24 protein-coding genes and 1 pseudogene are annotated in these 26,653 nt (G+C 71.0%); 6 read left to right on the top strand and 19 right to left on the bottom strand.

Features of this window, described 5'->3' with window-relative positions; translation table 11 throughout:
- Positions 1-16: 16 nt before the first annotated feature.
- From QDS12_RS08205 to QDS12_RS08195, 3 genes are read right to left on the bottom strand one after another with little or no spacing between them, the layout of a single operon-like run.
- Positions 17-1,096, bottom strand: a complete 1,080-nt coding sequence (locus tag QDS12_RS08205) for a branched-chain amino acid aminotransferase (RefSeq protein ID WP_279878349.1) — start codon at positions 1,094-1,096, stop codon at positions 17-19.
- Positions 1,097-1,151: 55 nt separating this feature from the next.
- The gene (locus QDS12_RS08200; protein WP_279878347.1) at positions 1,152-2,201 is read right to left on the bottom strand and encodes a 3-isopropylmalate dehydrogenase; all 1,050 of its coding nucleotides are present in this window, start codon (positions 2,199-2,201) and stop codon (positions 1,152-1,154) included.
- A 10-nt stretch (positions 2,202-2,211) separates the two neighbouring features.
- Complete coding sequence (locus QDS12_RS08195) at positions 2,212-2,349, bottom strand: hypothetical protein (RefSeq protein ID WP_279878345.1); 138 nt, start codon at positions 2,347-2,349, stop codon at positions 2,212-2,214.
- Between the two features lie 261 nt (positions 2,350-2,610).
- Here QDS12_RS08195 and QDS12_RS08190 point away from each other — a divergent pair, with 261 nt between their 5' ends.
- Positions 2,611-3,180 (top strand): class I SAM-dependent methyltransferase, encoded by a 570-nt coding sequence (locus tag QDS12_RS08190; protein ID WP_279878343.1) that lies wholly within the window; start codon positions 2,611-2,613, stop codon positions 3,178-3,180.
- 209 nt (positions 3,181-3,389) lie between these two features.
- Positions 3,390-3,848: an AMP-binding protein gene (locus tag QDS12_RS08185; protein ID WP_279878340.1), complete on the top strand. Its 459-nt coding sequence runs from the start codon at positions 3,390-3,392 to the stop codon at positions 3,846-3,848.
- 5 nt (positions 3,849-3,853) lie between these two features.
- On the opposite strand, the gene efeB is transcribed toward QDS12_RS08185, so the two are convergent.
- The 15 genes and pseudogenes from efeB to QDS12_RS08110 all read right to left on the bottom strand — a co-directional run bounded on the left by efeB (position 3,854) and on the right by QDS12_RS08110 (position 20,938).
- Positions 3,854-5,104 (bottom strand): iron uptake transporter deferrochelatase/peroxidase subunit, encoded by a 1,251-nt coding sequence (efeB, locus tag QDS12_RS08180; protein ID WP_279878491.1) that lies wholly within the window; start codon positions 5,102-5,104, stop codon positions 3,854-3,856.
- A 5-nt stretch (positions 5,105-5,109) separates the two neighbouring features.
- Complete coding sequence (efeO, locus tag QDS12_RS08175; RefSeq protein ID WP_279878338.1) at positions 5,110-6,276, bottom strand: iron uptake system protein EfeO; 1,167 nt, start codon at positions 6,274-6,276, stop codon at positions 5,110-5,112.
- A gap of 55 nt (positions 6,277-6,331) precedes the next feature.
- Positions 6,332-7,216: an iron uptake transporter permease EfeU gene (gene efeU, locus QDS12_RS08170; RefSeq protein ID WP_279878337.1), complete on the bottom strand. Its 885-nt coding sequence runs from the start codon at positions 7,214-7,216 to the stop codon at positions 6,332-6,334.
- A gap of 68 nt (positions 7,217-7,284) precedes the next feature.
- Positions 7,285-7,986, bottom strand: a complete 702-nt coding sequence (locus QDS12_RS08165) for a DsbA family oxidoreductase (RefSeq protein WP_279878335.1) — start codon at positions 7,984-7,986, stop codon at positions 7,285-7,287.
- A 45-nt stretch (positions 7,987-8,031) separates the two neighbouring features.
- Positions 8,032-10,179 (bottom strand): M1 family metallopeptidase, encoded by a 2,148-nt coding sequence (locus tag QDS12_RS08160; RefSeq protein ID WP_279878333.1) that lies wholly within the window; start codon positions 10,177-10,179, stop codon positions 8,032-8,034.
- Between the two features lie 135 nt (positions 10,180-10,314).
- Positions 10,315-11,343: a ketol-acid reductoisomerase gene (ilvC, locus tag QDS12_RS08155; protein ID WP_279878330.1), complete on the bottom strand. Its 1,029-nt coding sequence runs from the start codon at positions 11,341-11,343 to the stop codon at positions 10,315-10,317.
- Positions 11,344-11,418: 75 nt separating this feature from the next.
- On the bottom strand, positions 11,419-11,973 hold the full coding sequence (gene ilvN, locus QDS12_RS08150; protein ID WP_279878328.1) for an acetolactate synthase small subunit: 555 nt from the start codon (positions 11,971-11,973) through the stop codon (positions 11,419-11,421).
- A pseudogene (locus tag QDS12_RS08145) lies at positions 11,973-13,742 on the bottom strand (acetolactate synthase large subunit); the annotation flags it as partial. The pseudogene QDS12_RS08145 and the gene ilvN, both read right to left, overlap by 1 nt.
- Positions 13,743-13,964: 222 nt before the next feature.
- On the bottom strand, positions 13,965-14,639 hold the full coding sequence (locus QDS12_RS08140; protein ID WP_279878327.1) for a 4a-hydroxytetrahydrobiopterin dehydratase: 675 nt from the start codon (positions 14,637-14,639) through the stop codon (positions 13,965-13,967).
- The gene (locus QDS12_RS08135) at positions 14,636-15,055 is read right to left on the bottom strand and encodes a VOC family protein (RefSeq protein WP_279878326.1); all 420 of its coding nucleotides are present in this window, start codon (positions 15,053-15,055) and stop codon (positions 14,636-14,638) included. The genes QDS12_RS08140 and QDS12_RS08135 overlap by 4 nt, the downstream gene beginning before the upstream one ends.
- Before the next feature lie 33 nt (positions 15,056-15,088).
- Positions 15,089-15,823 (bottom strand): GNAT family protein, encoded by a 735-nt coding sequence (locus QDS12_RS08130; RefSeq protein ID WP_279878324.1) that lies wholly within the window; start codon positions 15,821-15,823, stop codon positions 15,089-15,091.
- A 34-nt stretch (positions 15,824-15,857) separates the two neighbouring features.
- Positions 15,858-16,883 carry an FUSC family protein gene (locus QDS12_RS08125; RefSeq protein WP_279878487.1) on the bottom strand — a complete coding sequence of 342 codons (1,026 nt, stop codon included), beginning with the start codon at positions 16,881-16,883 and terminating at the stop codon, positions 15,858-15,860.
- A gap of 28 nt (positions 16,884-16,911) precedes the next feature.
- On the bottom strand, positions 16,912-17,964 hold the full coding sequence (locus QDS12_RS08120) for a hypothetical protein (RefSeq protein WP_279878323.1): 1,053 nt from the start codon (positions 17,962-17,964) through the stop codon (positions 16,912-16,914).
- Positions 17,961-19,808, bottom strand: a complete 1,848-nt coding sequence (gene ilvD, locus QDS12_RS08115) for a dihydroxy-acid dehydratase (RefSeq protein ID WP_279878322.1) — start codon at positions 19,806-19,808, stop codon at positions 17,961-17,963. The genes QDS12_RS08120 and ilvD overlap by 4 nt, the downstream gene beginning before the upstream one ends.
- Positions 19,809-19,870: 62 nt before the next feature.
- Positions 19,871-20,938: an exo-alpha-sialidase gene (locus tag QDS12_RS08110; RefSeq protein WP_279878321.1), complete on the bottom strand. Its 1,068-nt coding sequence runs from the start codon at positions 20,936-20,938 to the stop codon at positions 19,871-19,873.
- 56 nt (positions 20,939-20,994) lie between these two features.
- On the opposite strand from QDS12_RS08110, the gene QDS12_RS08105 reads away from it, so the two are divergent.
- From QDS12_RS08105 to QDS12_RS08090, 4 genes are all read left to right on the top strand, one after another.
- Complete coding sequence (locus tag QDS12_RS08105; RefSeq protein WP_279878320.1) at positions 20,995-21,732, top strand: beta-phosphoglucomutase family hydrolase; 738 nt, start codon at positions 20,995-20,997, stop codon at positions 21,730-21,732.
- Positions 21,733-21,749: 17 nt separating this feature from the next.
- Entirely contained in the window at positions 21,750-24,305 is a 2,556-nt protein-coding gene (locus QDS12_RS08100) for a glycosyl hydrolase family 65 protein (RefSeq protein ID WP_279878485.1), read from the top strand.
- Between the two features lie 48 nt (positions 24,306-24,353).
- Positions 24,354-25,205 carry an EamA family transporter gene (locus QDS12_RS08095; RefSeq protein WP_279878319.1) on the top strand — a complete coding sequence of 284 codons (852 nt, stop codon included), beginning with the start codon at positions 24,354-24,356 and terminating at the stop codon, positions 25,203-25,205.
- Between the two features lie 122 nt (positions 25,206-25,327).
- The gene (locus QDS12_RS08090; protein ID WP_279878318.1) at positions 25,328-25,570 is read left to right on the top strand and encodes a hypothetical protein; all 243 of its coding nucleotides are present in this window, start codon (positions 25,328-25,330) and stop codon (positions 25,568-25,570) included.
- Between the two features lie 264 nt (positions 25,571-25,834).
- Here the strand turns inward: QDS12_RS08090 and QDS12_RS08085 are convergent, their stop codons facing one another.
- Positions 25,835-26,653: an ECF transporter S component gene (locus tag QDS12_RS08085; RefSeq protein WP_279878482.1), complete on the bottom strand. Its 819-nt coding sequence runs from the start codon at positions 26,651-26,653 to the stop codon at positions 25,835-25,837.

Here is a 26,653-nt window from a genome sequence, read left to right as displayed (position 1 = left end):
TGGGCCGACGCGCGGGTCAGACGATGCGGTGCATCCACCCGAAGGTGTCGTCGGAGCGGCCGAACTGGATGTCGACGAGCTGCTTGCGGATCGTCGCGCCGACCTCCCCGGCGGGCGAGGTGACGGAGCCGCCGTCCCACGCCAGCTCGCCGACGGGGGTGACGACGGCGGCGGTGCCGCAGGCGAAGACCTCGACGATCTCGCCGGACTCGACGCCGGACTTCCACTCGTCGATCCCGAAGCGGCGCTCCTCGACCTGGTGGCCGAGCTTGCCCGCGAGCTCGACGATCGAGGCGCGGGTGATGCCCTCGAGGATCGTGCCGGTCAGGGCGGGCGTGACGATGTGGCCGTCGGCGTAGACGAAGTAGAGGTTCATGCCGCCGAGCTCCTCGACGTACTTGCCCTCCGCCGCGTCGAGGAAGACGACCTGGTCGCAGCCGTGGTCGTAGGCCTCCTGCTGGGCGACGAGCGACGACGCGTAGTTGCCGCCGGTCTTGGCCGCACCCATGCCGCCGCGACCGGCCCGCGTGTACTCCTCGGTGAGCCAGATCCGGACCGGCTTGACGCCGCCCTTGAAGTAGGAGCCCGCGGGCGACGCGATGACCATGAAGGTCACGTGCTGCGACGGGCGCACGCCGAGGAAGGCCTCGGAGGCGAACATGAACGGCCGCAGGTAGAGGGACTTCTCGTTGCCCTCGGTGGCCTCCGGCACCCAGCGGGCGTCGACCTTGACGAGCTCGTCGACGGCCTGGACGAAGTCCTCCTCCGGGAGGACCGGCAGGGCGAGCCGGTGGCTGGAGCGGGCCATCCGCGCCGCGTTGGCCTCCGGCCGGAAGGCCTGGATGGAGCCGTCCGCGTGCCGGTAGGCCTTCATGCCCTCGAACGTCTCCTGGGCGTAGTGGAGAACAGCCGTGGCCGGGTCGAGCGAGATCGGCCCGTAGGGCTCGATCCGAGCGTCGTGCCATCCCTGGTCGGGGGTCCACTCGGTCGTGAACATGTGGTCGGTGAAGTAGTTGCCGAACCCCGGGTCCGCGAGGATCTCGGCAAGGCGCTCGTCACTGACCTTGTGGGCCGAGAGCGAAGTGTGGATGTCCATGGACATGAGGCTAGTCCTCCCTCATGGCTAGCTGTACGGGTCGGGGATGTCGGGGTCAGAGGCGGGCGACGATCGCGTCGCCGACCTCGGCCGTACGGCGGTTGGCGCCGTCGCGCGCGGACAGGTCGGCCAGCACCGCCCGGTCGATCCGCGCCGCCGCGTCCGCATGACCGAGGTGGTCCAGCAGCAGCGCGGCGGAGAGGATCGCGGCGGTCGGGTCGGCCTTCTGCTGACCGGCGATGTCGGGCGCGGAGCCGTGCACCGGCTCGAACATCGACGGGAAGGTGCGGTCCGGGTTGACGTTGCCCGAGGCGGCCAGCCCGATGCCTCCGGTGATGGCGGCGGCGAGGTCGGTGATGATGTCGCCGAAGATGTTGTCGGTGACGATCACGTCGAAGCGCGACGGGTCGGTCGCCATGAAGATCATGACGGCGTCGATGTGCAGGTAGTCGACGGCGACCTCGGGGTAGTCGGCGGCCACCTCCTGGGTGATGCGCCACCACAAGGAGCCCGCGTTCACGAGCACGTTGGTCTTGTGGACCAGCGTGAGCTTCTTGCGGCGACGCTGCGCGCGGTTGAACGCGTCGCGCACGACCCGCTCGACGCCGTAGGCGGTGTTGAGCGAGACCTCGGTGGCGACCTCGGCAGCGGTGCCGGTGCGCATCGAGCCACCGTTGCCGACGTAGAGGCCCTCGGTGCCCTCACGGACGACCACGAAGTCGATCTCCCCCTTGCCCAGCACGGCGTCGGAGAGCGGGGAGACCGCACCGGGGAAGAGCCGCGAGGGGCGCAGGTTGACGTAGTGGTCGAGCTCGAAGCGCAGCTTGAGCAGCAGGCCGCGCTCGAGGATGCCCGGAGGCAGGTTCGGGTCGTTCGGCTTGCCGCCGACGGCGCCGAGCAGGATCGCGTCGTGCTCCTTGACCTCGGCGAGGACCGAGTCGGGCAGTACCTCGCCGGTCGCGAGGTAGCGCTCCGCACCGAGGTCGTAGCGGGTCTGCTCGAACTTCACCGGCGAGGCGGCCTCGAGGACCTTGAGGGCCTCCGCGGTGACCTCGGGGCCGATCCCGTCGCCGGGGATGACAGCTAGACGCAGGTTCTCAGTCACGGCGAGGACTCTAGTTGTCGTCGGGCTGGTCGTCGGCGGCGTCCCGACGGTCGAGAGCCGCCTCGGTCGCGGGATGGCCGAACGGGTTCTCGGGGTCGTGGATGGCGGGACCCCACTCGAGGGTCCGGGACAGGAACTGGGTGGGCATCGCGGAGGTTCCTTCTGGCTTCAGGACTGACAGATGTCGAGAAGCCAGCGGGCCCGTTCGCAGACGAGCACGACCACCGCGACGAGGTGGCCTCTCAGACACTCAGCTGAAGCTGGGCTGTCCGGCCCCGTCGCGGCGCGCTACTACGAGAATGCTCCGCATGGTGCCTAGCAGGTTAGCCGGGCCGACGTACGACGTCAGCGACATCCCGCGATCCGTCCGTCATCCGAGACGGGCACCGGACGTGAAAGACTCGCGCCCATGAGCGCCCCGCCAGAGCTTCCCGAGGTGGTGACCCGCGCCTTCGACGTCTCCCGTCGGGCCGGCTACGTCTCGTTCTGCCGCAACGAGACCGGTCGACTGCTGGCCGCCCTGGCGGCGACGCGCAGCGGGACGATGGCGGAGTTCGGCACCGGCACCGGCGTCGGCACGGCATGGCTGCGCTCCGGCGTACGTCGTGACGACGTGCGCATCCTCACCGCCGAGCTCGACACCAAGCTCGCCTCGGCGGCGGCCGAGATCTTCACCGACGACCCGCAGGTCGAGGTGCTCTCGGCGGACTGGTCGACGCTGCTGGACCAGGGGCCGTTCTCCCTGCTCTTCCTCGACTCCGAGCAGCCCGGGGAGGTGGGCGTGGACCGGATCGTCGACCTGGTCGAGCCCGGCGGGATCGTCGTGCTCGACGACTTCACGCCCAGCGAGCAGTGGCCGCCCATCGCCTACGGCCGCGTGGACACGCTGCGCGAGGCGTGGCTCACCGACGAGCGGTTCACCACCGTCGAGGTGATGGTGGCGGCCGACGCCTCCGTGCTGATCGCCACCAAGCACTGATCAGCCGGCGACCTCGCGACGTCTTTCCTCGAATCTCCCCCCAGGGCGGCCGGTCTTCGCCATCATCTCCTTGCCTCCCTCAACCACCCAGGTGGGTGGCTGGACGATGTCCAGACGTCCCTTGACCGTGGTCCGGAGGTTCCCCACAATCCGGTGAACACGGGTTTTCCCCGCCCGACCGTTCCTCCTCTCCCCCCACAGGAGAATCTGTGAATCTGGTCGACTGCTTGGACCTCGGTGCTGCCCTCGCGCCCACGGCGCCGTGCCTGGTCACGGAGGCCGCCACGCTGAGCTATGCCGAGACCCAGGGCCTGAGCCGGAGCATCGCCGCATCGCTCGCCGCATACGGCGTCGGCGCCGGGGATACCGTCGCCGTGCTGTCGGCCAACGACCCGTTGGCACTGACGTGCATCCTCGGCGCGAGCCGAGCGGGGGCGGCTTGGGCCTTGATCGATCCGGAGGATGCGAGCGTGGACGAGCTCCTCCGGGAGCTCAGCGGCTGCTCGGCCCTGCTGTTCCGTACAGCGGGCGCCGAGCTCGTGCGGGAGGCGCGCCAGCGCCTTCCGCAGCCGCGCACGCTGGTCTGCCTGGACGGCCGGGCCCAGGGCGCGCTCGGCTGGGGCGAGTTCCTGGTGGCCGGCGCCGTCTCCGACCGGCTGGAGGCCTGACCGGCTCAGGCCTCGAAGAGCGCCTGTCCGACGTAGTCCCCCGCGCGGGTGCCCGGCGGGACCGCGAAGAGCGCGGAGCCGGTGACCTTGAGGTATTCCATCATCGCGTCGTGGGCGGCCATCTTCGTCTGGATGGGGACGAAGTGGGTCTCGGGGTTGCGCACGTAGGCCAGGAAGAACAGGCCCGCGTCGAGCCCGCCGAGCTGGTTGGAGCCGTCGACGAAGTTGTAGCCGCGGCGCAGGATCCTCACCCCGTCGTTGAAGTCGGGGTGCATGAGCCGGACGTGCGAGTCGGCGGGGATGACCGGGCCGTCGTGCCCGGGCATGTCGAAGTCGGGCTTGGTGTACTCGCTTCCGCCGGACAGCGGCGCGCCCGTGTCCTTGGTGCGGCCGACGAAGCCCTCCTGGTCGCCCAGCGACTGGCGGTCCCAGGTCTCGATGTGCATGTTGATGCGACGCGCGACGAGGTAGGAGCCGCCCGCGAGCCACTCCGCCTTCGCGTCGTCGCCGGACGCGACCCACACGTGCTTCGAGAGGTCGGCCGTCTCCTCGGCCTTGACATTGGCCGTGCCGTCCTTGAAGCCGAACAGGTTGCGTGGGGTGTCCTGGTTGACCGACGTGGTCGACGTACGCCCGAAGCCGAGCTGGCTCCACCGCACCGACGCGGTGCCGAAGGCGATCCGGGCCAGGTTGCGGATCGCGTGGAAGGCGACCTGCGGGTCGTCGGCGCAGGCCTGGATGCACAGGTCGCCGTCGGAGCGCTCGGCGACGAGCATGTCACCGGGGAAGTGCGGCAGCGTCTTGAGCACGGCCGGTTGCCGAGCGGCGAGCCCGAATCGGTCCTTCCCGTCGGCGCTGCGGAAGAGACCGGGACCGAACCCGAACGTGATCGTGAGGCCGCTCGGCGGGAGGCCGATCGCCTCGCCGGTGTCGTCGGGCGGCAGGTCGGTGGCACCCTGGGTGGGGCCGACCGGTCCGGCGCCGTGACCGCGGGTCATCCGCTCGGCGGCGTCGGTCCACGCCTTCAGCAGCGCGACCAGCTCCTCGCGGGACTCGGTCGTGACGTCGAACGCGGCGAAGTGCAGCCGGTCCTGCGCGGGCGTGACGATCCCGGCCTGGTGGGTCCCGCGGAACGCGTAGGCCCGGGGACCGCTCGTGGCCGTCGCTGAGTCGTCGGCGGTCGCCCGGCCGGCGACGAAGGCACCGGCCACCCCGGCAGCGGCCACGCCGCCGCCGAGGAGGCCTCGACGAGAGATCCCGGTCAGGACAGCACCGCCGCAGTGAGCTGGGACAAGGGCTCGGAGAGGGCGTTCACCGCGTCGGAGAGCGCCTTGCGGTCAGCGTCGCTCACCTTGTCGTAGAAGGTGAAACCCTCGCCGGCCTTCTGCTGGTCGAGCAGCTGCTGCAGCGCCCCGAAGCGCTGGTCGAGCTGGAGCGCGAGCTGGGGGTTCTTCGCCTCGACGATCGGCTTGACGCCCTCCCAGCCGACCTTGGCGCCGTCGACGTTGCCCTGGAAGTCCCACAGGTCGGTGTGCGACCAGGTCTCCTCCTCGCCGGTGACCTTGCCGGTCGCGACCTCCTCGAGCAGGCCGCGCGAGCCGTTGGCGATCTGGTCGACGGTGTAGCTCAGACCGGCGATCCGGGTGTCCAGCGTGGTGACGTTCTTCATCAGGTCGTCGGCGAACGTCGCCCGCTCGGCCGGAGAGAGCGCCTGGTAGCCGGCCGGCGGCCACAGGTCCTTCTCGATCCGGTGCCAGCCGGTCCACTTCTGGCCCGGCTCCAGGTCCGCCTCGCGGGCGTCGGTCTTCGGGTCGAGGTCACCGAAGGACTCCGCGACGGTCTCGATCCGCTCCCAGTGCATCCGCGCCTGCGGGTAGAGCGCGCGCGCCTCGTCGTCCTTGCCCGCCTTGTAGAGGCCGACGAACTTCTGCGTGGCGGCCAGGAGCTGGTCGGACTGGTCGTTGACGTAGGCCTTGTAGTTGGCCACGGCCGTGGCGACCTGCTGCTGCTCGTCGGCGGAGACGGTCGGCGCGTCCTCGGACTTCGCGACGGTGAAGTCGGCGCGGATGCCGTCGCCCTTCATGCCGGGCTTGCAGGCGGTGACGTACTTGCCCGGCGTCGCGTTCACGGTCAGCTTGCGGCTGATGTTGGGACCGATGTTCTCGATCTCGGCCTTGATCGTGAGCCCGTCGGCACCGAGCAGGTAGAACTCGGTGACCTGGGAGCCGGTGTTGGTGACGTCGAAGGTGAGCTTGCCGGCCGGGGCGCTGGTGGCCGAGAGGTCGCAGGCGTCGGCCGAGGAGCTCACGGTCAGGCTGCGCGGGTCGCCCTTGTCGCCCGTGGCGGACGAGGCGTTCTCGGTGCACGCCGCGAACACCGGGGCGGCGACGAGCGCCGCGGCGGTGAGGGCGAGGGCAGGCTTGCGCATGGAGGGGTCCTTCTCGGGTCGTACGGCGGCCGGCGGCCGCGCCTGAACGGTGGGGTCAGTGCTGGGCGGGGACGCTCTGGCCGGCCGGCTGGACGGCCCGGCGCTGCGCCGCGGTGGCGCGGCGCTTGCCCCAGAAGAAGAGGAACATCACAGGGACGACGTAGAGCAGCCAGACGGTGGCCTCGAGGACGGTCGTCACGGGCGAGAAGTTGAAGACGCCCTTGAGGATGCTGCCGTACCACGAGTTCGGGTCGATGACGCCGGACACGTCGAACGCGATGGTGTGCTCGCCGGGCAGGATCCCCGCCTCCTGCAGGTCGTGGACGCCGTAGGAGAGGACGCCGGCGGCGACGAGGATCAGGAAGGCACCCGTCCACGTGAAGAACTTGGTGAGGTTGACCGCGATGGCGCCGCGGTAGATCAGGTAGCCGAGGACGACCGCCGTGCCCAGGCCGAGGATGGCGCCGAGCAGCGGCTCCCACGTCGGCGTGACCGCACCCGCGGCCTCCCGCGTGCCGGCCTTGGTCGCGGCCCAGAGGAAGAGGGCGGTCTCGAGGCCCTCGCGGCCGACCGCGAGCGTGGCGACCACGACCAGCGACCAGCGACTGCCGTCGGCCGCCTTGTCGATCGCTCCGCGCAGCTCGCCGCTCAGTCCGCGCGCGGCGCGCGCCATCCAGAAGATCATCCAGGTGACGAACCCGACCGCGATGATCGACAGGCTGCCGCCGATGGCCTCCTGCGCCTCGAAGGTGAGGCCGTTCGGCCCCCACGTCAGCAGCGCACCGAAGGCCAGGGAGATCGCCACGGCGAGACCGACACCGGCCCAGATCCGCGGGAGCAGCCCGGTGCGTCCGGTCTTGACCAGGTAGGCGACCAGGATGCTGACGACGAGCGCAGCCTCCAGCCCCTCGCGCAGACCGATCAGGTAGTTCGCAACCACGGACGCGATGTTACGCCCACGGATTAGGTTTGCCTAACCATGCTGAGGCAGACCTCACATGATTTTCCTCAGATCGCGCAGCCGTCGGGGCCGCACGCCCCGTCCGCCTCACCCGCCACCAGCTCGACGGCCGGGTGGGACTCCCGCCACGCGCGGTCGAGGAGCTGGCCGAAGAGCTCGGTCGGCTGGGCGCCCGAGACGCCGTACTTCTGGTCGACGACGAAGAAGGGCACGCCGTTGGCGCCGTAGGCGCGCGCCTGGTCGACGTCGGCGCGTACGTCGGCCGCGAACTCCTCGCTCGCCAGCACCGCGTCGACACGCTCCGCCGGCAGCCCGGCACCGACCGCGATCTCGCGCAGCACGTCGTGGTCGGCCATGTTGCGCGCCCCGGCGAAGTTGGCGTCGAGCAGGGCCTCCTTGAGCTCGGTCTGCCGGCCGACCTCCTTGGCCAGGTGGAGCAGCCGGTGGGCGTCGAGCGTGTTGGCGTGCACCGTCTCGTCGTGGCGCCAGGTCATCCCCTCGGCGGCGGCGAGCTCGGTGACCCGCGCCTGCATCTGGGCCGCCTCGGCCCGGCTGACGCCGTAGCGCTCGGCGAGCATGGCCTGCGTCGTCTCGGTGGCGACCGTCGGCGCGGTCGGGTCGAGCTGGAACGAGCGGTAGACGATGTCGACGTCGTCGCGGTGGTCGAAGTCCGCGAGGGCCGCCTCGAGGCGGCGCTTGCCGATGTAGCACCAGGGGCAGGCGATGTCGGACCAGATCTCGATGAGCACGTGGGACGGAACAAGCCGACGGGGCCTGCTTGTTCCGCCCGGCCGCTACTTCCTCGGCGCCCCGGCCTGCGCCCCGGCCTGCAGTGCGGCCGCCAGCCCGGTCGACGCGGCAGCCGGCGCCCGCAGCGTCGGTGCTCCCGCAGCGGCGCCGGGGAAGCCGGCGCTCAGCCAGGTGTCGAAGAGGCCGTCGAGCTGCTGGCCGGAGAGCCGTTCGGCGAGGGCGATGAACTGCGGCGTGGTGCCGTTGCCGTCGCGGTGCTCGCTCGCCCAGCGGCGCAGCAGCGTGAAGAAGGTGCGGTCACCGATCCGGTTGCGCAGCGCCTGGAGCGTCATCGCCCCGCGGTCGTAGACGGGGCCGTCGAAGAGGTCGGCCGGGCCGGGGTCCCCGATGGGCAGCTGCCAGAACTCGTCGTCGGGCGGGATCCCCGCCAGCCGGTCGTCGAACGCCTCCTGCGGCGTGAACAGGCCCTCGTGCTCGCCCCACAGCCACTCGGCATAGGTCGCGAAGCCCTCGTTGAGCCAGATGTCCTGCCACCGGGCCACGGCGACGCTGTCGCCGTACCACTGGTGGGCGAGCTCGTGGACGATCACGCTGTCGCCGTCGGCCGGGCCGCCGTACCAGAAGAGCGGGCTGTAGACGGGCCGGGTCTGGGTCTCGAGGGCGAACCCGATGGGCAGGTCGTCGATGATCGCGCCCGACTCGCGCCACGGGTAGCGACCGAACTGCGAGGACAGGAACGCGACGATCTCGGGTTCCCGGGCCAGTGAGGCCCTGATCTTCCGCCCGATCGGCGGCGGTCCGGTGGTCGTCGCGACCCAGTCGTTGGGATTGGGGTTCGCCTCCGGGGAGCCGGGCACCGTCCAGCCGTCCAGCGTGCCGTCCTCGAACGACGTGCTGCCCTGGCCGCCCGGGCCGACGACCGCGTCGACCGAGACGCCATCACGCTCGGCGTAGGAGTCGGTCAGGTAGGTGATGGCGACCTCGACCGACCGACCGGCGTACGCCGACAGGTCGACCCCCCATCGCTCCCAGCCCGCGCCCGCGCCGCTGGCCGCGTGCCACTCCCCCGTCGTGCCCGTCGGGTCGCAGCCGGCCCCGTCGCCGGGATCGCTCAGGTAGTGGGCGAGGAACGGGTGCTCGCCGAGCAGGTCGGCGCAGACCGCGTTGCCGGTGCGCTGGGTGGTGTGGCCGTTGGTGTCGGCGAGCGTCGTCCAGTCGTCGGTGCCGGACGGGGCGGCCTCCACGAAGGCGTAGTCGCGGTTGGGCTGGGTGCTGCGGTTGACGAGGAAGCTCAGCGTGGCGGCGGCGCCGGTCGCCCCGGCGGGGATCGCGAAGGTGTGCGCGAGCCGCTTGTAGGACGAGTCCGCCTGCTGTGACCAGGCGAACGTCGTCCCGTCGGCCGCCGAGACCGGCCGTGCATCGAGGTCCGGGTCGGCCGCGTCGAGGTAGTGGATGCCCTGGACGCGGCGCGAGGAGAGGTCGAACCGCCCGATGTCGACGGTCGCGAGGTAGGACGCCATCGGGTCGCGCGCCTCCCAGCGCCACGTCGTCGACCCGCCGTGGTCGCGGCGCGACACGAGGCTGCCGTTCGCCACTGCCTGCAGGCCGCGCGGAACGGTGGCCGAGAAGGAGTAGCTCGCCTTGTCGAGCGGGTGGTCGTTGACGGGGAACCAGGTGGCGGCGCCGTAGGGCTGCCCGGCGACCAGGGCGCCGTCGTCGGTGTTGATCCAGCCGTTGAGGCCCAGTGCCGGGTCGTCGATGGCCTGCGGTACGCCGTCGTAGGAGACGACGACGGTGAACCGGGCGTCGTCCTTCAGCGCGTGCCGGGGCGTGACCGTCAGCTCGTCGCCCGAGCGCGAGAACCGCGCGGCGCTGCCATCGACCCGCACCGAGCGGACGGTGAGGGCGTGGAAGTCGAGGTTGAAGGCCGAGAGTGCCTGCGTGGCGCGCGCCGTGATCGTGGTCGTCGCGCGCAGCAGGTCCGTGGCGGGCCGGTAGTCCAGGACGATGCCGTAGTGCTGCACGTCGTAGCCCCCGTTGCCCTCGGTCGGGAAGTAGGGATCGCCGATGCCGGCGGCCCCCGGCGCGGGAGTCTCAGGTCGACTGCCGGGAGAGGCGCCGGCCGGGACCGCGAGGGCGACGGAGGCCACCAGTGCGGTGGCGGCTGACAGCAGTGTGCGGACGTGCGACATGCGGACCTCCCGAGATCGCTCCTGCTGGGACCCGAGCACGAGCGGACGGGAGCCGGGATCACCCGTTTCGGACCAGGGAACGCGACGACGCCCCCGGACCGCAGGGTCGGGGGGCGTCGTCGACGAGGGACGGGCTCAGCGGGTGGCGGTGCCCTCGGTGTAGTCGTTGTCGTGCGACTTCACCCAGGCCATGAGCTTGCGCAGCTCGCGGCCGGTGGCCTCGATCGGGTGCTGCTCGCCCTTGGCGCGGAACTCCTTGAACTCCGGCGCGCCGGCGTCCTGGTCGGCGATGAAGCGCTTCGCGAACTCACCGTTCTGGATGTCGGTGAGAACGGCCTGCATGTTCTCCTTGACGTGCGGGTCGATGACGCGCGGGCCGGAGACGTAGTCGCCGTACTCGGCCGTGTCGGAGACCGACCAGCGCTGCTTGGCGATGCCGCCCTCGTACATGAGGTCGACGATGAGCTTGAGCTCGTGGAGCACCTCGAAGTAGGCGACCTCCGGCTGGTAGCCGGCCTCGGTCAGCGTCTCGAAGCCGTACTGGATCAGCTGCGAGGCGCCACCGCAGAGGACGGCCTGCTCACCGAACAGGTCGGTCTCGGTCTCCTCGGTGAACGTGGTCTTGATGCCGCCGGCACGCAGGCCGCCGATGCCCTTGGCCCACGAGAGGGCGAGGTCCCACGCCTTGCCGGAGGCGTCCTGCTCGACGGCGACGAGCACCGGGACGCCGCGGCCGTCGACGTACTCGCGGCGGACGAGGTGGCCGGGGCCCTTCGGCGCGACCATGAAGACGTCGACGCCCTCGGGGGGCTGGATGTAGCCGAAGCGGATGTTGAAGCCGTGACCGAAGCCGAGCGCCTTGCCCGGGGTCATGTGCTGCGCGATCTCCTCGGCGTAGAGCTTCCGCTGGTGCTGGTCGGGCGCCAGGATCATGACGACGTCGGCCCACTCGGAGACCTCGGCCGGCGTGCCGACGGTGAGGCCCTCGGCCTCGGCCTTGGCCCGCGACTTGCTGCCCGGCTGCAGGCCGATGCGGACCTCGACGCCGGAGTCACGCAGCGACAGCGAGTGCGCGTGGCCCTGGCTGCCGTAACCGATGACCGCGACCTTCTTGCCCTGGATCAGGGACAGGTCGGCGTCGTCGTCGTAGAACATCTCAGCCACGTTCGGGCTCTCCTTCTGGTTTGTTTCTCGCCTCGTTCGAGGCTAGCGGGGTGCGGGGATGTGCGGGGAGGGTGGTCAGCTCGCCGCCGGCGGAGCCGGTACGGCGACCGGGCGCGCCGAGCGCTCCGAGATCGACCGGGAGCCGCGGCCGATGGCGACCATGCCGGACTGCACGAGCTCGCGGATGCCGAACGGCTCCAGGACGTGCAGGAAGTCGGTCAGCTTGCCACGGTTGCCGACGATCTGGATGGTCACGGCGTCGGCCGAGATGTCGACCGCCTTGGCCCGGAACAGCTGCACGGTGTCGAGCACCTGGCCGCGGGTCTCGGCGGTGGCGCCGACCTTGACGAACAGCAGCTCGCGCTGAACCGCCTGACCCTGCTCGAGCTCGACGATCTTGATGACCTCGACGAGCTTGTTGAGCTGCTTGGTGACCTGCTCGAGCGGGGTCTCCTCGACGTTGACGACGATCGTCATGCGGGAGATCCCGTGGTGCTCGGTCGGGCCCACCGCGAGCGACTCGATGTTGAAGCCACGGCGGCTGAAGAGCCCGGCGATGCGAGCCAGGACGCCGGGGCGGTCCTCCACCAGGACCGACAGGGTGTGCTTGCCCGTGCTCAGCTCCGCCATCAGATGTCGTCCTCGTCGAACTTGGGCGCCAGGTCGCGCGCGTACTGGATCTCGTCGTTGCTGGCGCCGCCGGCGATCATCGGCCACACCATGGCGTCCTTGTTGACGCGGAAGTCGACCACGACGGGTGCGTCGTTGATCTCCATCGCCTTCGCGATCGTCGCGTCGACGTCGTCGGCCGACTCGCACGACAGGCCGACGCAGCCGTAGGCCTCGGCCAGCTTCGGGAAGTCGGGGATGCGGACCGGACCGCTGTGCTTCTGCAGGTTCGTGTTGGAGTAGCGCTCGTTGTAGAAGAGCGTCTGCCACTGCCGGACCATGCCGAGGTTGTCGTTGTTGATCACCGCGACCTTGATCGGGATGTTCTCGATCGCGCAGGTGGCCAGCTCCTGGTTGGTCATCTGGAAGCAGCCGTCGCCGTCGATCGACCAGACGGTCGCGTCCGGACGGCCCACCTTGGCGCCCATCGCGGCCGGCACCGAGTAGCCCATCGTGCCGGCACCGCCGGAGTTGAGCCACGTGTTCGGGTGCTCGTAGCCGATGAACTGGGCCGCCCACATCTGGTGCTGCCCGACGCCCGCGACGTAGATCGCCTCGGGGCCGGCGAGCCGGCCGAGCCGCTCGATGACGTACTGCGGTGCGAGGCCGCCGGCCGGGGTGTCGTAGCCCAGCGGATAGTTCTTCTTGATGCCGGCGCAGTAGGCCACCCACGACTCGTAGTCACCCTCGCGGCCGGCAGCCCGCTCGGCCTCGAGGACGACCAGCAGGTCGCTGATCACCTCCCGGATGTCGCCGACGATCGGGACGTCGGCGTGCCGGTTCTTGCCGATCTCGGCCGGGTCGATGTCGGCGTGGATGACGGCGGCGCCGGGAGCGAAGGTGGCCAGGTCGCCGGTCACGCGGTCGTCGAACCGTGCGCCCAGGCTGATGATGAGGTCGCTCTTCTGCAGACCCGCCACCGCCGCGACGGTGCCGTGCATGCCCGGCATGCCGAGATGCTGCGGGTGGCTGTCGGGGAACGCGCCGCGCGCCATCAGCGTGGTGACGACGGGGATGCCGGTCAGCTCGGCGAGCCGGCGGAGCTCGCGGTGGGCGCGGGAGCGGATGGTGCCGCCGCCGACGTACAGCACGGGCTTGCGGCTCTCCAGGATCAGGCGCGCGGCCTCCCGGATCTGCTTGGCGTGCGGCTTGGTCACCGGCCGGTAGCCGGGCAGCTGCAGCTCGGTCGGCCACTGGAACGTGGTCATCGCCTGCAGCGCGCTCTTGGCGACGTCGACGAGCACCGGGCCGGGGCGCCCGGTGGAGGCGATGTGGAACGCCTCGGCGACCCGGCGCGGGATGTCGGCGGGATCGGTGACGAGGAAGTTGTGCTTGGTGATCGGCATCGTGATGCCGCGGATGTCGGCCTCCTGGAAGGCGTCCGTGCCGATCAGGCTCTCCGCGACCTGTCCGGTGATGGCGACCATCGGCACCGAGTCCATGTAGGCGTCGGCGATCGGCGTGACCAGGTTGGTCGCACCGGGGCCGGAGGTCGCCATGCAGACGCCCACCTTGCCGGTGGCGGCGGCGTAGCCCTCGGCCGCGTGGCCGGCGCCCTGCTCGTGGCGGACGAGGATGTGGCGGACCTTGGTCGAGTCCATGAGCGGGTCGTAGGCGGGAAGGATCGCGCCACCCGGGATGCCGAAGACGTTCTCCGCGCCCGCGGCCTCCAACGACTTGACCAGGCTCTGTGCCCCGGTGATCTCGCTCATCTGTTGTCGTTCCTCATCTGTGGTGTGGCCGTGCCTGGTCGCTGCAACAAAAAACCCTCCGGCCTGACGGCAGCGGAGGGGGACGCGTCTACTGAGTGCTCAGCGGGCGCGTCGCGTGCGTACAAGAATGTCCAGGCGCATGGCCGTCACGCTACTCGCGCCGCCCGGGCCCGTCATCCTGGCCAGCCGCATGTCCCACGATGTGAGATGCGAATCCCATCATTCGGCACGTACGTAGGCTCACTCGTGGGCGTCGTCGCGACCCAGCCACGTGGTGATGCAAGCCTTGTTGCCCTGCTTGTCGGAGAGCACCCAGAAGCGCGGCGCGCTGGTGTCGCTGACGAGCGTGCCGCCCGCCTCGATGGCCGCCCTGACCCGCTGCTCGGCCTGCTCCGGGGCCACCCGCACGTCGAAGTGGAAGCGCTGCCGGGGTGGGTCGTGCGGGTCGGTGTCCTGGAACCACAGGGTCGGCAGGACGCCGTCGGGGTCGACGAGCTCGTCGTGGCTCGCGGAGTCGGACAGCCCGAGGACGGCCGCCCAGAACGGCTTGATCTCGGCGGCATCGGAGCTGTCGAGGCCCACCTCGACCACTTGGAGCTTGCCGGTCTCCGGGGTGAGGTCGAAGCCGTCGGCCAGCTCGCTGATCACCCGGGCGAGCCGGACGTCGCGTTGGGTCACTCCCCCGACGTCGTGGCTGCTCAGCCGGATGCGGACCGAGCCGTAGCGCAGGTCGACGTCGGGATGGTGGTCGGCCTTGTCGGCCTCGGCCGCGATCCGGTCGACGAACGCGACGCCCTGGGCGAAGCCGCCGGTGCGGAAGCGCGCATGGAGGGCGGCGAAGAGGAGCCGCCAGTCATCGAGGAGGGCGGCGGCCACGTCGTGGCCGGTGAGCACCTGCCGGTCGTCATCGGTCATGGAAGCACCACCTTGGCGATCTCTCCGGGGGCGTAGGCGACCTCCCAACGGTAGCCATCGGGGTCGGCGAAGTAACCCGTGTAGCCGCCCCACTCGCGCTCGACCGCCGTGCTCATCGGATCGGCCCCGGCTGCCCGGGCGGTCTCGAGCACGGCGTCGACCTCGGCCTCGGTCGCCACGTTGTGCGCGATCGTGAGCGGCGCGACGCCCTCACCACGGCGGATCGGCTGGCCGATCTCCGCCTCGAAGTGGGTCTCGTCCCACAGCGAGAAGATGAGGTGGTCGCCCGCTCGGATCATGCAGACCTCGCCGGGGACGTACATGAACTCCTGCCAGCCGAGCCGCTCGCAGTAGAAGGCGCGGCTCGCCGCGACGTCACCGACGGCCAGGGTCACCAGGCTGATGCGTTGGTCCATCCCGCCACCCTGGCACTGCCCGCCGACAGTCGGTCAAGCAGTGCGGTCCCCCGCGAGGTCGCTCGTGAGCTCGCTGAGCGCGGTGATCTGCCGGCCGTCGGCGTCGAAGTTCGCCGGGTCGAGCCAGCGCTCGTGCGCGGCCCGCACCGCCGGCCACTCGCCGTCGGTCACGGAGAACCAGTCGGTGTCGCGGTTGCGACCCTTCGTGATCATGTGGTTGCGGAACCGGCCCTCGTAGACGAACCCGAGCCGCGCGGCCGCCCGACGGGACGGCTGGTTGAGGCTGTCGCACTTCCACTCGAAGCGGCGGTAGCCGAGCTCGTCGAACGCGTGCCGCATGAGGAGGTGGATCGCCTCCGTCGCCGCCCGGGTCCGCTGCAGGGCTCCGGCGAACAGGATGCCGCCGACCTCGATCTGGCCCGTGTGCGGCTCGATGCGCAGGTAGGACGCCAGCCCGGCCGGTACGCCGGCGTGGTCCCCCTCGGTCGGGACGAGCGTGAACGTCAGGTCGACCGCTGACTCCTCGAGCGCCGCCAGGTGCATCCAGAGGTCGGGCAGCGTGGCCGGTCGGTCGATCGGCCGGTAGGTCCACAGGGCCCCGTCGTCCGGGCCGCAGGTGGTCGTGAACAGCTCGGCGTAGTGCGCCGAGCTCAGCGGCACCACCCGGACGTAGCGCCCGGTCAGCGTGACCGGCTCCGGCCGCGGACGCGGCTCCCAGTCCCTCACGACGTCGCCGACGGGCAGACCGAACTCGTTCACCTCGGGCACGGCCAGACCCTAGCCAAGGTCGCGCCGCCAGGCGTCAGAGGGCGATCCGGGAACGGATCGCCTCGGTCAGCCGGGGCCGGCTCAGGTAGCCGACCGCGACGCCCACCGCGACCCCGATCACGGTCTCGACGCCCCGGTCGACGAGGAGCTCGTGGGTCGGCACCGGCACGACCAGGTGGACCATGAGGAGCGCCAGCGGCGTCACGCACACGAGCGCGAGCGCGTAGTTGCGTCCGACGACCAGCTCGGCGCCCGCCTGCAGGACCGCCACGACGAGGACCAGCGCCAGCCCGGGGAGGTCGAGCTCGAGCAGCGCCCACGCGACCAGCAGACCGAGGCCCGTGCCGACGACACGGTGGAGGCCGCGGGTCAGCTGGGCGGTCAGGTCGCGCGCCACGAGGGGTACGACGGCCGAGACCATCGCCCAGTAGGGCCGGCCGATCCCCGCCGACGTCGCGATCGTCCCGGCGATCAGCACCCCGAGCGCCGACTGGACGGCGTACCGCCAGACGCCCTCGACCGCGCCGCCGATCGGGCGCGCGGGCACGTCGAGCGGCGTCAGCCGGGCGCGCCGCATCGCGGGGCCGGCGTACCCCACGAGCACGGAGAACAACGCCGAGCCGCCCGAGACGAGGACCGCCGGCAGCACGTCCTCCCTGGTGGCCGGCGCGGACGCGACCGCTGCGAAGGCGAACACCTGGAACAGCGAGCCGGGCGGGTGCCACCCGCGCCGGGCGGACTCCGAGGAGGCACCGAACGCCACCACGGCGGCCACGGGTACCGAGATCCAGGCACGCTGGTCGCTGATCCCGACGAGCACGCCGAGCGTCACGGCGGCGACCTGGGTGACGCCGGCCTCGACCTGCAGGGAGAGCCGGGCGCGGTAGGTCCGCTCACGGCCGTAGAGCGAGGTGAAAGCCCCGAACGTGGCGTAGATCGACCACTCCAGGTGCCCGGTCCACCACAGGACGAGGAGCGGGACGAGCACCGAGACGGACGCGCGGATCGCGATCCGGTGAGCGCCTGCGTGGGGTCCGAGTGTCAGCAGTCTCCCGAGCATTCCCACGCAGCCCAGTGTCCCAGAGCCCTCACTGGAAACTGACGAGCCTCACCTGCGGCCGCAGCTGCAGCACCGCCCGGGCGCCCATCCGGGGGACGTCCTCGTCATAGAACAGCTTGAAGCCCATCGTGAACTGCCCGGGACGTGCCACGGCGGCGTACGTCGACCTCTTCTGCCGCGGCGTGCCGTAACCGTCGACGTGCAGGACCGACGCGAGGCCGGGCCGGCGGACGATCCGCTCGGGGTGCACGATCATGCTGCGCCGGAACTGCGACAGCATGAAGACCTTCTCCGGCAGGCGCTCCTGGGCGACCAGCCGCGACAGCCACGCCGAGACGCGGTTGACCTCGCCGGCGCCCACGGTCCCGAGCCGACGCCCAGGGACACCGCCGAGCGCCATCCGCCACTCCGGGTCGAGCGCGAGGCCCACCCACGGGTCGCGCAGCGCCCAGGCCCACCGCTTGGCGACGGTCAGGAAGTCGGCCTTCCCCGGCTGGATGTCGAGCAGGAGCAGCGCGCCGTGCCGGTGCGCGGCGTCGATGTAGCCCTGCACGGCCTGGCGGGAGAGGTCGTGGTTGTAGTCGCCGTCCTTGCCCGGGTGCCGGTCGGCGATGGTGACGATCAGCTCGTAGACGTTCTGCACGGGGCGCCCGTGTCCCGCGAACGGTGCTGCCGCGCGGGCCAGCCGTCCCTGCATCTGCTCCGGCAAGACCTCCCCGAGTACGCCGAGGGCACCGCTGCCGGCGGTGCCGTAGTAGGCGACCAGGAAGCGGTTGCCGTCGAACACGCGGAGCCGGCCGCCGGGCAGGGTCGGACGCGCCGGCGGCGAGCTGGCCACCTTCGGCGCGGGGGCGACCTTCTGTGCGGGCGCGACGGTTGACGACTCACCGCTCGGCCGTCGCGAGGGCGGGCTGGTCGGGGAGCTGGTCGGGGAACTGGTCGGGGAGCTGGTCGGGGTGGCGGCAACCGGTGCCGACTCACCACCCAGGGAGGTGAGGCCCACAGCGCTCACCACCGCCAGCCCGACGATGACGACGGGGCGGAGGATGGTGAGCAGGCGGGCGCGAGGCGCCCGGCTCACTCAGGGACGCGGCGGTAGGCGCCGTCGGAGGCGGCGGTGGCCATGGACGCGTAGGCACGCAGCGCCGTCGACACGACGCGGTCGCGGTCGAGCGGGGTGTAGGGCTTGTCCCGCTTCTCCTGGGCGATCCGGCGCTCGTCGAGGACGTGCTGGTCGACGTCGAGCGAGATCGAGCGACCGGGGATGTCGATCGAGATCTGGTCCCCGTCCTCCACCAGGGCGATCAGGCCGCCGCCGGCCGCCTCCGGGGAGACGTGCCCGATCGACAGGCCCGACGTACCACCGGAGAAGCGACCGTCGGTGATGAGCGCGCAGGACTGACCCAGCCCGCGTCCCTTGAGGAACGACGTCGGGTAGAGCATCTCCTGCATGCCGGGGCCGCCCTTGGGGCCCTCGTAGCGGATGACCACCACGTGGCCGGCCTGCACCTTCTTGCTGAGGATGCCCTCGACCGCTGCCTCCTGCGACTCGAAGACGATCGCCGTGCCGGTGAAGGTCCAGACCTCCTCGGGCACGCCGGCGGTCTTCACGACGCAGCCGTCCACGGCGAGGTTGCCCTTGAGGATGCCGAGGCCGCCGTCCTTCGTGTAGGCGTGCTCGACGTCGCGGATGCAGCCCTCGGCCTGGTCGGTGTCGAGGCTGGCCCACTCGTTCTCGGTCGAGAACGGCTCGGTGGTCCGGACGCCGCCCGGTGCCGCCTTGAACAGGTCGATCGCCGCCTCCGATGCCTTGCCGCTGCGGATGTCCCACTCGTCGAGCCATCCCTGCAGGGAGTCGCTGTGCACCGAGTGGACGCCGGTGTTGAGCAGGCCGGCACGGTTGAGCTCGCCGAGGATGGCGGGGATGCCGCCGGCCCGGTGCACGTCCTCCATGTGGTACTTCGGGGTGTTCGGCGCGACCTTCGACAGGCACGGGACCCGCCGGGAGACCGCGTCGATGTCGTCGACGGAGAACGTCATCTCCGCCTCGCGGGCGGCGGCCAGCAGGTGCAGGACGGTGTTGGTCGAGCCGCCCATCGCCACGTCGAGGGCGAAGGCGTTCTCGAACGCCTCGTGGGTCGCGATGTTGCGCGGCAGGACCGACTCGTCGTCGTCGTCGTAGTAGCGCTTGGCGAGGTCGACCACGCGACGGCCGGCCTCCTCGAACAGTGCGCGGCGCTTCGCGTGCGTCGCCAGCGTGGAGCCGTTGCCCGGCAGGGAGAGGCCGATCGCCTCGGTGAGGCAGTTCATCGAGTTGGCGGTGAACATGCCGGAGCACGAGCCGCAGGTGGGGCACGCCGAACGCTCGATGGTGTCGAGCTGCTCGTCGGTGACCGCGTCGTTGGCGCTGGCGATCATCGCGTCGATGAGGTCGAGCTTCTCGTGGACGATGCCCTCGATCGCGACCGTCTTGCCGGCCTCCATCGGGCCGCCGGAGACGAAGACGACCGGGATGTTGAGCCGCAGCGCCGCCATCAGCATGCCGGGCGTGATCTTGTCGCAGTTGGAGATGCACACCAGCGCGTCGGCGCAGTGGGCGTTGACCATGTACTCCACCGCGTCGGCGATCAGCTCGCGGCTGGGCAGCGAGTAGAGCATGCCGCCGTGGCCCATCGCGATGCCGTCGTCGACGGCGATCGTGTTGAACTCCTTGGCCACGCCCCCGGCTGCGACGACCTGCTCGGCCACGATCTTGCCCATGTCGCGCAGGTGCACGTGACCCGGTACGAACTCGGTGAACGAGTTGGCGATCGCGATGATCGGCTTGCCGAAGTCCGAGTCGGTCATGCCGGTCGCGCGCCAGAGGGCGCGCGCACCGGCCATGTTGCGGCCCGAGGTCGAGGTCGCGGAGCGGAGAGTGGGCATGCACCTAGGGTAAGCCCGGTCGCCCCACGCCCGGGCCAGGTCTCAGCACCTCGTGGCCGCGGTCAGATCCGGGCCGCGCGCACCACCAGCACGTCGGGCAGGTCGGAGGCGACACAGCGCCACGACTCGCCGGCGTCGTTGGAGGCCCACACGGCGCCGTTGCGGGCGCCGATGTAGACCCCTGCCTGCTCGTGGTCGTCGGCGCACATCGCGTCGCGCATCACCCCGACGTAGCAGGGGTCCGGCAGGCCCTTGTCGAGCGCCTCCCAGGTCTCCCCCGCGTCCCTCGAGCGCCACACCCGCGCCTTCGCCTCCGGTGGGTAGCGGCTCTCGCCGGCGCCGATCGGGAAGGTGTAGATCGTGTCGGGCTCGTAGGGGTGCACGACCATCGCGAAGCCGAAGTCGGTCGGCAGGCCGTCGGCGATCGACTTCCAGGTGGCCGCCTCGTCGTCGGAGCGGTAGACGCCACCGTGGTTCTGGAGGTAGAGCCGCTCGGGCCGGGACGGGTGCCGGGCGATCTTGTGGACGCACTGGCCGAACTCGGGGAACTGCTTGCCCTCCGGCAGGAAGATCGCGCGGATGCCGTCGTTGCGCGGCTCCCACGAAGCGCCGCCGTCACGCGTCTGGTAGACGCCGCCGGTCGAGATCGCCGCCGTCACCGACTGCGGGTCCGTCGGGTGCGGGAGGATCGTGTGGAACGCCTGGCCGCCGAAGCCCGCGTCCCACTCGGGGCGGTGCGGGTGGTCCCACAGGCCGCGCTCGAGCTGGAAGCTCCGCGCGCCGTCGGTCGAGCGGAAGATCGCGCCCGGCTCGGCGCCGGCCCAGACCGTGCCCGGCTCGGCGCCTGGCACGAGCTGCCAGACCCGCGCCACGCTCGCGTCGACGTCGTCGGGGAACTTCACCGACGCCTCGGTCCAGGTCTCGCCACCGTCCTCCGAGGCGCGGACCAGCGGGCCGAGCCAGAGCGAGGAGGCGCCCACCAGGATCCGGCCGGTGCCCGGCTCGATCATCGCGGAGTAGATCTCCTGCATGTCGTGATGCGGACCGGAGAAGCTCCACTCCTCACGAGCGTCGTCCGACGTCCCGATCCACAGGCCCTTGCGCGTACCGACCAGAAGCTTCGTCGCCATGGATTCACCATGGACCCCTCACCCCGTCGGGCGCCAGACCAATACTCTTGACGACCATGGAGTCAGTGGACTGGAAGCAGTACGCCGCCGTGCTGTTCGATCTCGACGGGGTGATCACCCCGACGGCGATCGTGCACATGGCCGCCTGGTCGGACCTGTTCAACGGCTATCTCGCCGAGCACCACCCGGAGCAGTCGCCCTACACCGACGCCGACTACTTCGCACACGTCGACGGGAAGCCCCGCTACGACGGCGTCCGCGACTTCCTGGCGGCACGCGGCATCACGCTGCCGGAGGGCACCTCCGAGGACCCTGCCACCGCGCTGACCGTCCGTGGCCTGGGCAACCGCAAGAACGACGCGTTCAACCAGGTGCTCGACCGCGACGGTGTGCAGGCCTACCCCGGCTCGGTCGTGCTGCTCGACCACCTGCGCCAGGTCGGCGTACCGCTCGGCGTCGTGTCGTCCTCCGCCAACGCCCGGCACGTGCTGCAGGCGGCCGGCTTGCTCGACCGGTTCGTCACGGTGGTCGACGGCCTCGTCGCCGACGAGCTGCACCTCGCCGGCAAGCCCGCCCCCGACACGTTCCTCCACGCGGCCGAGGTGCTCGGGGCGGCCGCCGCCGACGCCGTCGTGCTCGAGGACGCCGTGTCCGGTGTCGCCGCCGGTGCCGCCGGCCACTTCGGCCTCGTGGTCGGCGTCGACCGCGGCGCCGGCGAGAGCGCGCTCACCACCGCCGGAGCCGACATCGTCGTGTCCGATCTCAGCCACCTCGTGTCGGGAGGAACCCAGTGATCAACCCAGTGATCAACGTGTCCGGCGTCGGGGCCGACCCCATGGACCACGGGCGCTTCCCGGTCGACCCGTGGAGGCTGATCGAGACCGGCTACGACCCCACCGACCTCGGCCTGACCGAGACGCTGTTCACGGTCGGCAACGGCTACCTCGGCATGCGCGGCAACCCCGAGGAGGGCCGGCCGGCGTTCGTGCACGGCACGTTCGTCAACGGCTACCACGAGACCTGGCCGATCCGGCACGCCGAGAACGCGTTCGGCTTCGCCCGCACCGGCCAGACGATCGTCAACGTCCCCGACGCGAAGGTCATGAAGATCTACGTCGACGACGAGCCGCTCACCTTCGGTACCGCCGACCTGGAGGACTACGAGCGCAGCATCGACTTCCGCGACGGCGTGCTGCGTCGCCGGCTGGTCTGGCGGACGCCGTCGGGCAAGCGGGTGCGGATCGTCTCGACCCGCATGGTGTCGATGACGCAGCGCCACCTCGCGCTGCTCAGCCTCGAGGTCACGATGCTGAAGGGTGACGCGCCGGTCGTCATCTCCTCGCAGCTGCTCAACCGGCAGGACGGCAAGGACGAGTACCACCAGCCGCAGGCCGCCCAGGGCGTCGGCATGGACCCGCGCAAGGCGGCGGCGTTCGAGGACCGGGTGCTGCTGCCGCGGATGAGCTATGCGACCGACGAGCGGATGATGCTCGGCTACCAGGCCAACCGCTCCGGGATGACCCTTGCCGTGGCCGCCGACCACCGGATCAGCACGACCGACGGCTACGAGACGATCATCCGGGCCGAGGACGACCGGACCAAGATGGTCTTCCGCGTCGACGCCACCCAGGGGACGACGCTGCGGATCGAGAAGGTCGTCGCCTACCACTCCTCGCGCGGCGTACCCGTGCGCGAGCTGTCCGACCGCTGCGACCGCACCCTCGACCGTGCCCACCGGATGGGCGTCGGCCGGCTCTACGAGGAGCAGCGCGAGTGGTACGACGCCTTCTGGCAGGGCGCCGACGTCGAGATCGCCGGCGACGACCCCGCCATCGCGGCGATGCAGCAGGCGATCCGCTTCAACCTGTTCTCGCTGGCACAGGCCTCGGCTCGCGCCGACGGGCTGGGGGTGCCGGCGAAGGGCGTGACGGGCTCCGGCTACGAGGGTCATTACTTCTGGGACACGGAGATCTACGTGATCCCGTTCCTGACCTTCACCCAGCCCACGCTGGCGCGCAACGTCCTGCACTTCCGCTCCGTCATGCTGCCGGCGGCCCGCGAGCGGGCGAGCGAGCTGGCCGCGAGCGGCGCGCTCTTCCCGTGGCGCACGATCAACGGCGAGGAGGCGTCGGCCTACTACGCGGCCGGCTCCGCGCAGGTCCACATCGACGCCGACATCGCCTACGCGCTGACGAAGTACGTCCAGGCCGCGGGCGACCACGGCTTCCTCGTCCGCGAGGGCATCGACATCCTCGTCGAGACGGCCCGGATGTGGGCCGACCTCGGTTTTTGGCGGAGCAACGGCGAGCCGTCGTTCCACATCCACGGTGTCACCGGCCCCGACGAGTACACGACGGTGGTCAACAACAACCTGTTCACCAACGTGATGGCCCGCTACAACCTCGAGCAGGCGGCCGCTGCGGTCGAGCTGATCCGGCGCGAGCACCCGCACGACTTCGACCAGATCCGCGCCCGGCTCAAGCTCGAGGACGACGAGGTCAAGGAGTGGTCGCGCTGCGCGGAGGGCATGCACATCCCCTTCGACGAGGGCCTCGGCATCCACCCGCAGGACGACTTCTTCCTCGAGCGCGAGGTCTGGGACCTGCCCAACACGCCGGCCGAGCTGCGGCCGCTGATGCTCCACTACCACCCGCTCGTCATCTACCGGTTCCAGGTGCTCAAGCAGACCGACGTCGTGCTCGCGCTGTTCTTGCAGGGCGACCGTTTCTCGATCGAGGAGAAGCGCGCCGACTTCGAGTACTACGACCCCATCACCACCGGAGACTCCACCTTGTCCGCGGTCGTCCAGTCGATCATCGCGGCGGAGGTCGGCTACCACGAGGCGGCGCTGCGCTACTTCCACGACGCCCTGTACGTCGACCTGATGAACCTGCACGGCAACACCGTCGACGGCATGCACATCGCCTCGACCGGCGGCGTGTGGGCGGCGCTGGTCTTCGGCTTCGGTGGCATGCGGGACCACGGCACGCTGTCGGACGGCGGCTGCCTGTCCTTCGACCCGCGGCTGCCGCTGTCGTGGTCGTCGCTGACGTTCCGCGTGCGCTGGCGTGACACGCGGCTGCACGTCCGGCTCACCGAGGAGCAGATCACGATCGCGATCGAGGACGGCCCCGGTCCGGTCCCGGTGCTGGTCCGCGGGACGTCGTACGTCGTGGGGACCGACGCGCCGCTCGTCGTGGAGCTGTCCCACCACGGTCCCCGGGCCGACGGTCACCTCGGCGACTCGCCGGTGGTCGGCGGCACCCGGGCCGACGGGACCACGATCACCGCGGCCGTGCCCGAGCCGAGCCTCGGCCCGACGACGGAGGAGCTGCAGATCCCGGTGTACCAGCCGGACCGCCTCTAGGAACCACGCGACGCCGGCCGGACGGGGCTGGCCCTAGGCTTCGGCTCGATGTCCACGAGCCGCTTCCCCGTCCTGCTGGTGCTCATCGGCATCGCGTCGGTGCAGTTCGGCGCGGGGCTGGCCAAGTCGCTCTTCGACGAGGTGTCGCCGACGACCATCGTCTGGCTGCGCCTGTTCGCGAGCGCCGTGGTGCTGGTCGCCTGGGCGCGGCCGTCGCTGCGCGGCCGCAGCCGCACGGACTGGGCGGTGGTCGTGGCGTTCGGCGTCGCCCTCGGGACGATGAACTGGGCGATCTACCAGTCCTTCTCACGGATCCCGCTCGGCATCGCCGTGACCATCGAGTTCACGGGTCCGCTGGTGCTGGCCGTCGCCGGGTCGCGCCGGGCCCGCGACCTGGTCTGGATCGGCCTGGCGGCGCTCGGCGTGCTGCTGCTCGGGTTCGAGCGCGGCGACCTCACGGTCGCCGGGGTCGCGTTCGCGCTGCTCGCGGCGGTCGCCTGGGCGGCGTACATCCTGCTGAGCGCGCGGACCGGACAGCGCTGGGCCGGGCTCGACGGGCTCGCGGTCGCCAGCGTGGTGGGGCTCGCGTTGGTCAGCCCGCTGGCCTTGGGCGGTCACGCGGGCGACCTCGGCTCGGCGCGGATCTGGCTGATCGGCGCCGCGGTCGGCGTGCTCTCGTCGGTCATCCCCTACTCCTGCGAGCTGGTCGCGCTCCGCTCGCTGGCCCCGTCGGTGTTCGGCGTCCTGATGAGCCTCGAGCCGGCCGCGGCCGCCCTCGCCGGCTGGGCGGTGGTCGGCGAGATGCTCACGGCGGTGCAGTGGGTGGCGCTGCTGTGCGTCGTCGTCGCGAGCATCGGCATGACCCGGACCGAGCGGCCGAAGGTGCCGGTCGTCGACTGAAACGTTCTCCATCGGGCCGGGTGGTGAGATTCACACAAACGTCACAGACCAGGGTGGCGACAGACCCGCCCGGGCGGCTTAGCGTGGAGGTCACCGGTTTCCCCCTGCCACCGGAGCGGTCAATGCCCTTTGCACGGATCTACCTGACCCGTCTACCGCTGCCTCGCTCGCCGCTCGTGCTGGCCGAAGCCGCGCGACGCTGGTCGGACTCGTCGCAGACCCGGGCGAGGCGCAACGCCATGGTCGCCCTGACGTCGCTCGCCGAGCGGCGCGCCGAGCGCGAGGACGCCGACGCCTACCTCGAGGCGGCCACGAGTCGGTCGGACGTCCCGGTGCCCGCTCCTCGGTCTGCTGACGGGTCCTGAGGCCTGGCGGCTTCTGTGGGCGGGTTGGTTCGTCGAGGTATGCAGGCGAATGGGCGTCGGCGGGTGGATGCTCAGCGAGGTACGCAGCCGAATGTGCGTCGGTGGGTGGATGCTCGTCGAGGTATGCAGCCGAGTGCACACTTCCCGCGCGGAACTCCGCACGGGAAGCGGTGACTCGTCTGCATACCTCGACGAACAGTCACCGGCTGGTCGCACCAGCTCAGCGCGGGAAGCGCCGGTTCGCCTGCATACCTCGATGAACAGTCACGAACCCGCCGGCGGACCCACCACCGCCGACTCGCCCACGCTCCCGGTCACGGTGCCGGTGACCGTCGCACGGCGGGCCGCGCGGCGCAGGGGCGTGAGGACCGCACCCCCGAGCACGGTGATGGCGACGGCGGTGGTGATCGCCCGCACGGTGTCATAGCTGGTCGTGGAGGTGATCAGCGTGTACTTGAGGAACACGACCAGGTTCTCCCCCAGGCTCGCCGCCGGGTCGAAGGCGAGCTGCTCGTGGTGGCCGGGGATCGAGACGCCGGCGAGCAGCGGCCAGCCCTGGAGGTTGAGCAGCAGGCCGTAGAGGTAGGAGACGACGACGCCGTACGTCGCCAGGAGCGCGATCTCCTTCCTGCCCCGTGCCCGCGGCAGGAGCCCGGCGCCGAGGCCGATCCACGCCGAGCAGAGCATCTGGTAGGGCAGCCAGGGGCCCACGCCGGCCGTCACCAGCGCGCTGACGAACAGGCTGGTGCAGCCCAGCACGAACCCGAACGCCGGACCGTAGACCCGCCCGCCCAGGATGATGAGGAAGAAGACGAGCTCGACGCCGCCGGTGCCCGCCGAGACGCCGCGGAGCACGGCGTCGATGGCGGTCAGGACGCCGAGCACGGCGAGCGCCCTCGGGTCGAGGCCGCCCTGCGCGAGCTCGGCGAGGACGACCGCCACGACGAGCGGCAGCAGGGCGAGGAAGACGAACGGCGGCTGGACCCTCGTGCTGCCCGGGTCGTTGAGGAGCAGGGGCCACACGAGCGTGATCACGCCGATCACGCTGGCGATCGTGAGGATCAGCGCCGAGCGCGCCGTCAT

The sequence above is a fragment of the Nocardioides sp. CER19 genome, assembly GCF_029846275.1.
Classification (GTDB): Bacteria; Actinomycetota; Actinomycetes; order Propionibacteriales; family Nocardioidaceae; genus Nocardioides.
This window is presented reverse-complemented; position numbering and strand designations above follow the sequence as displayed.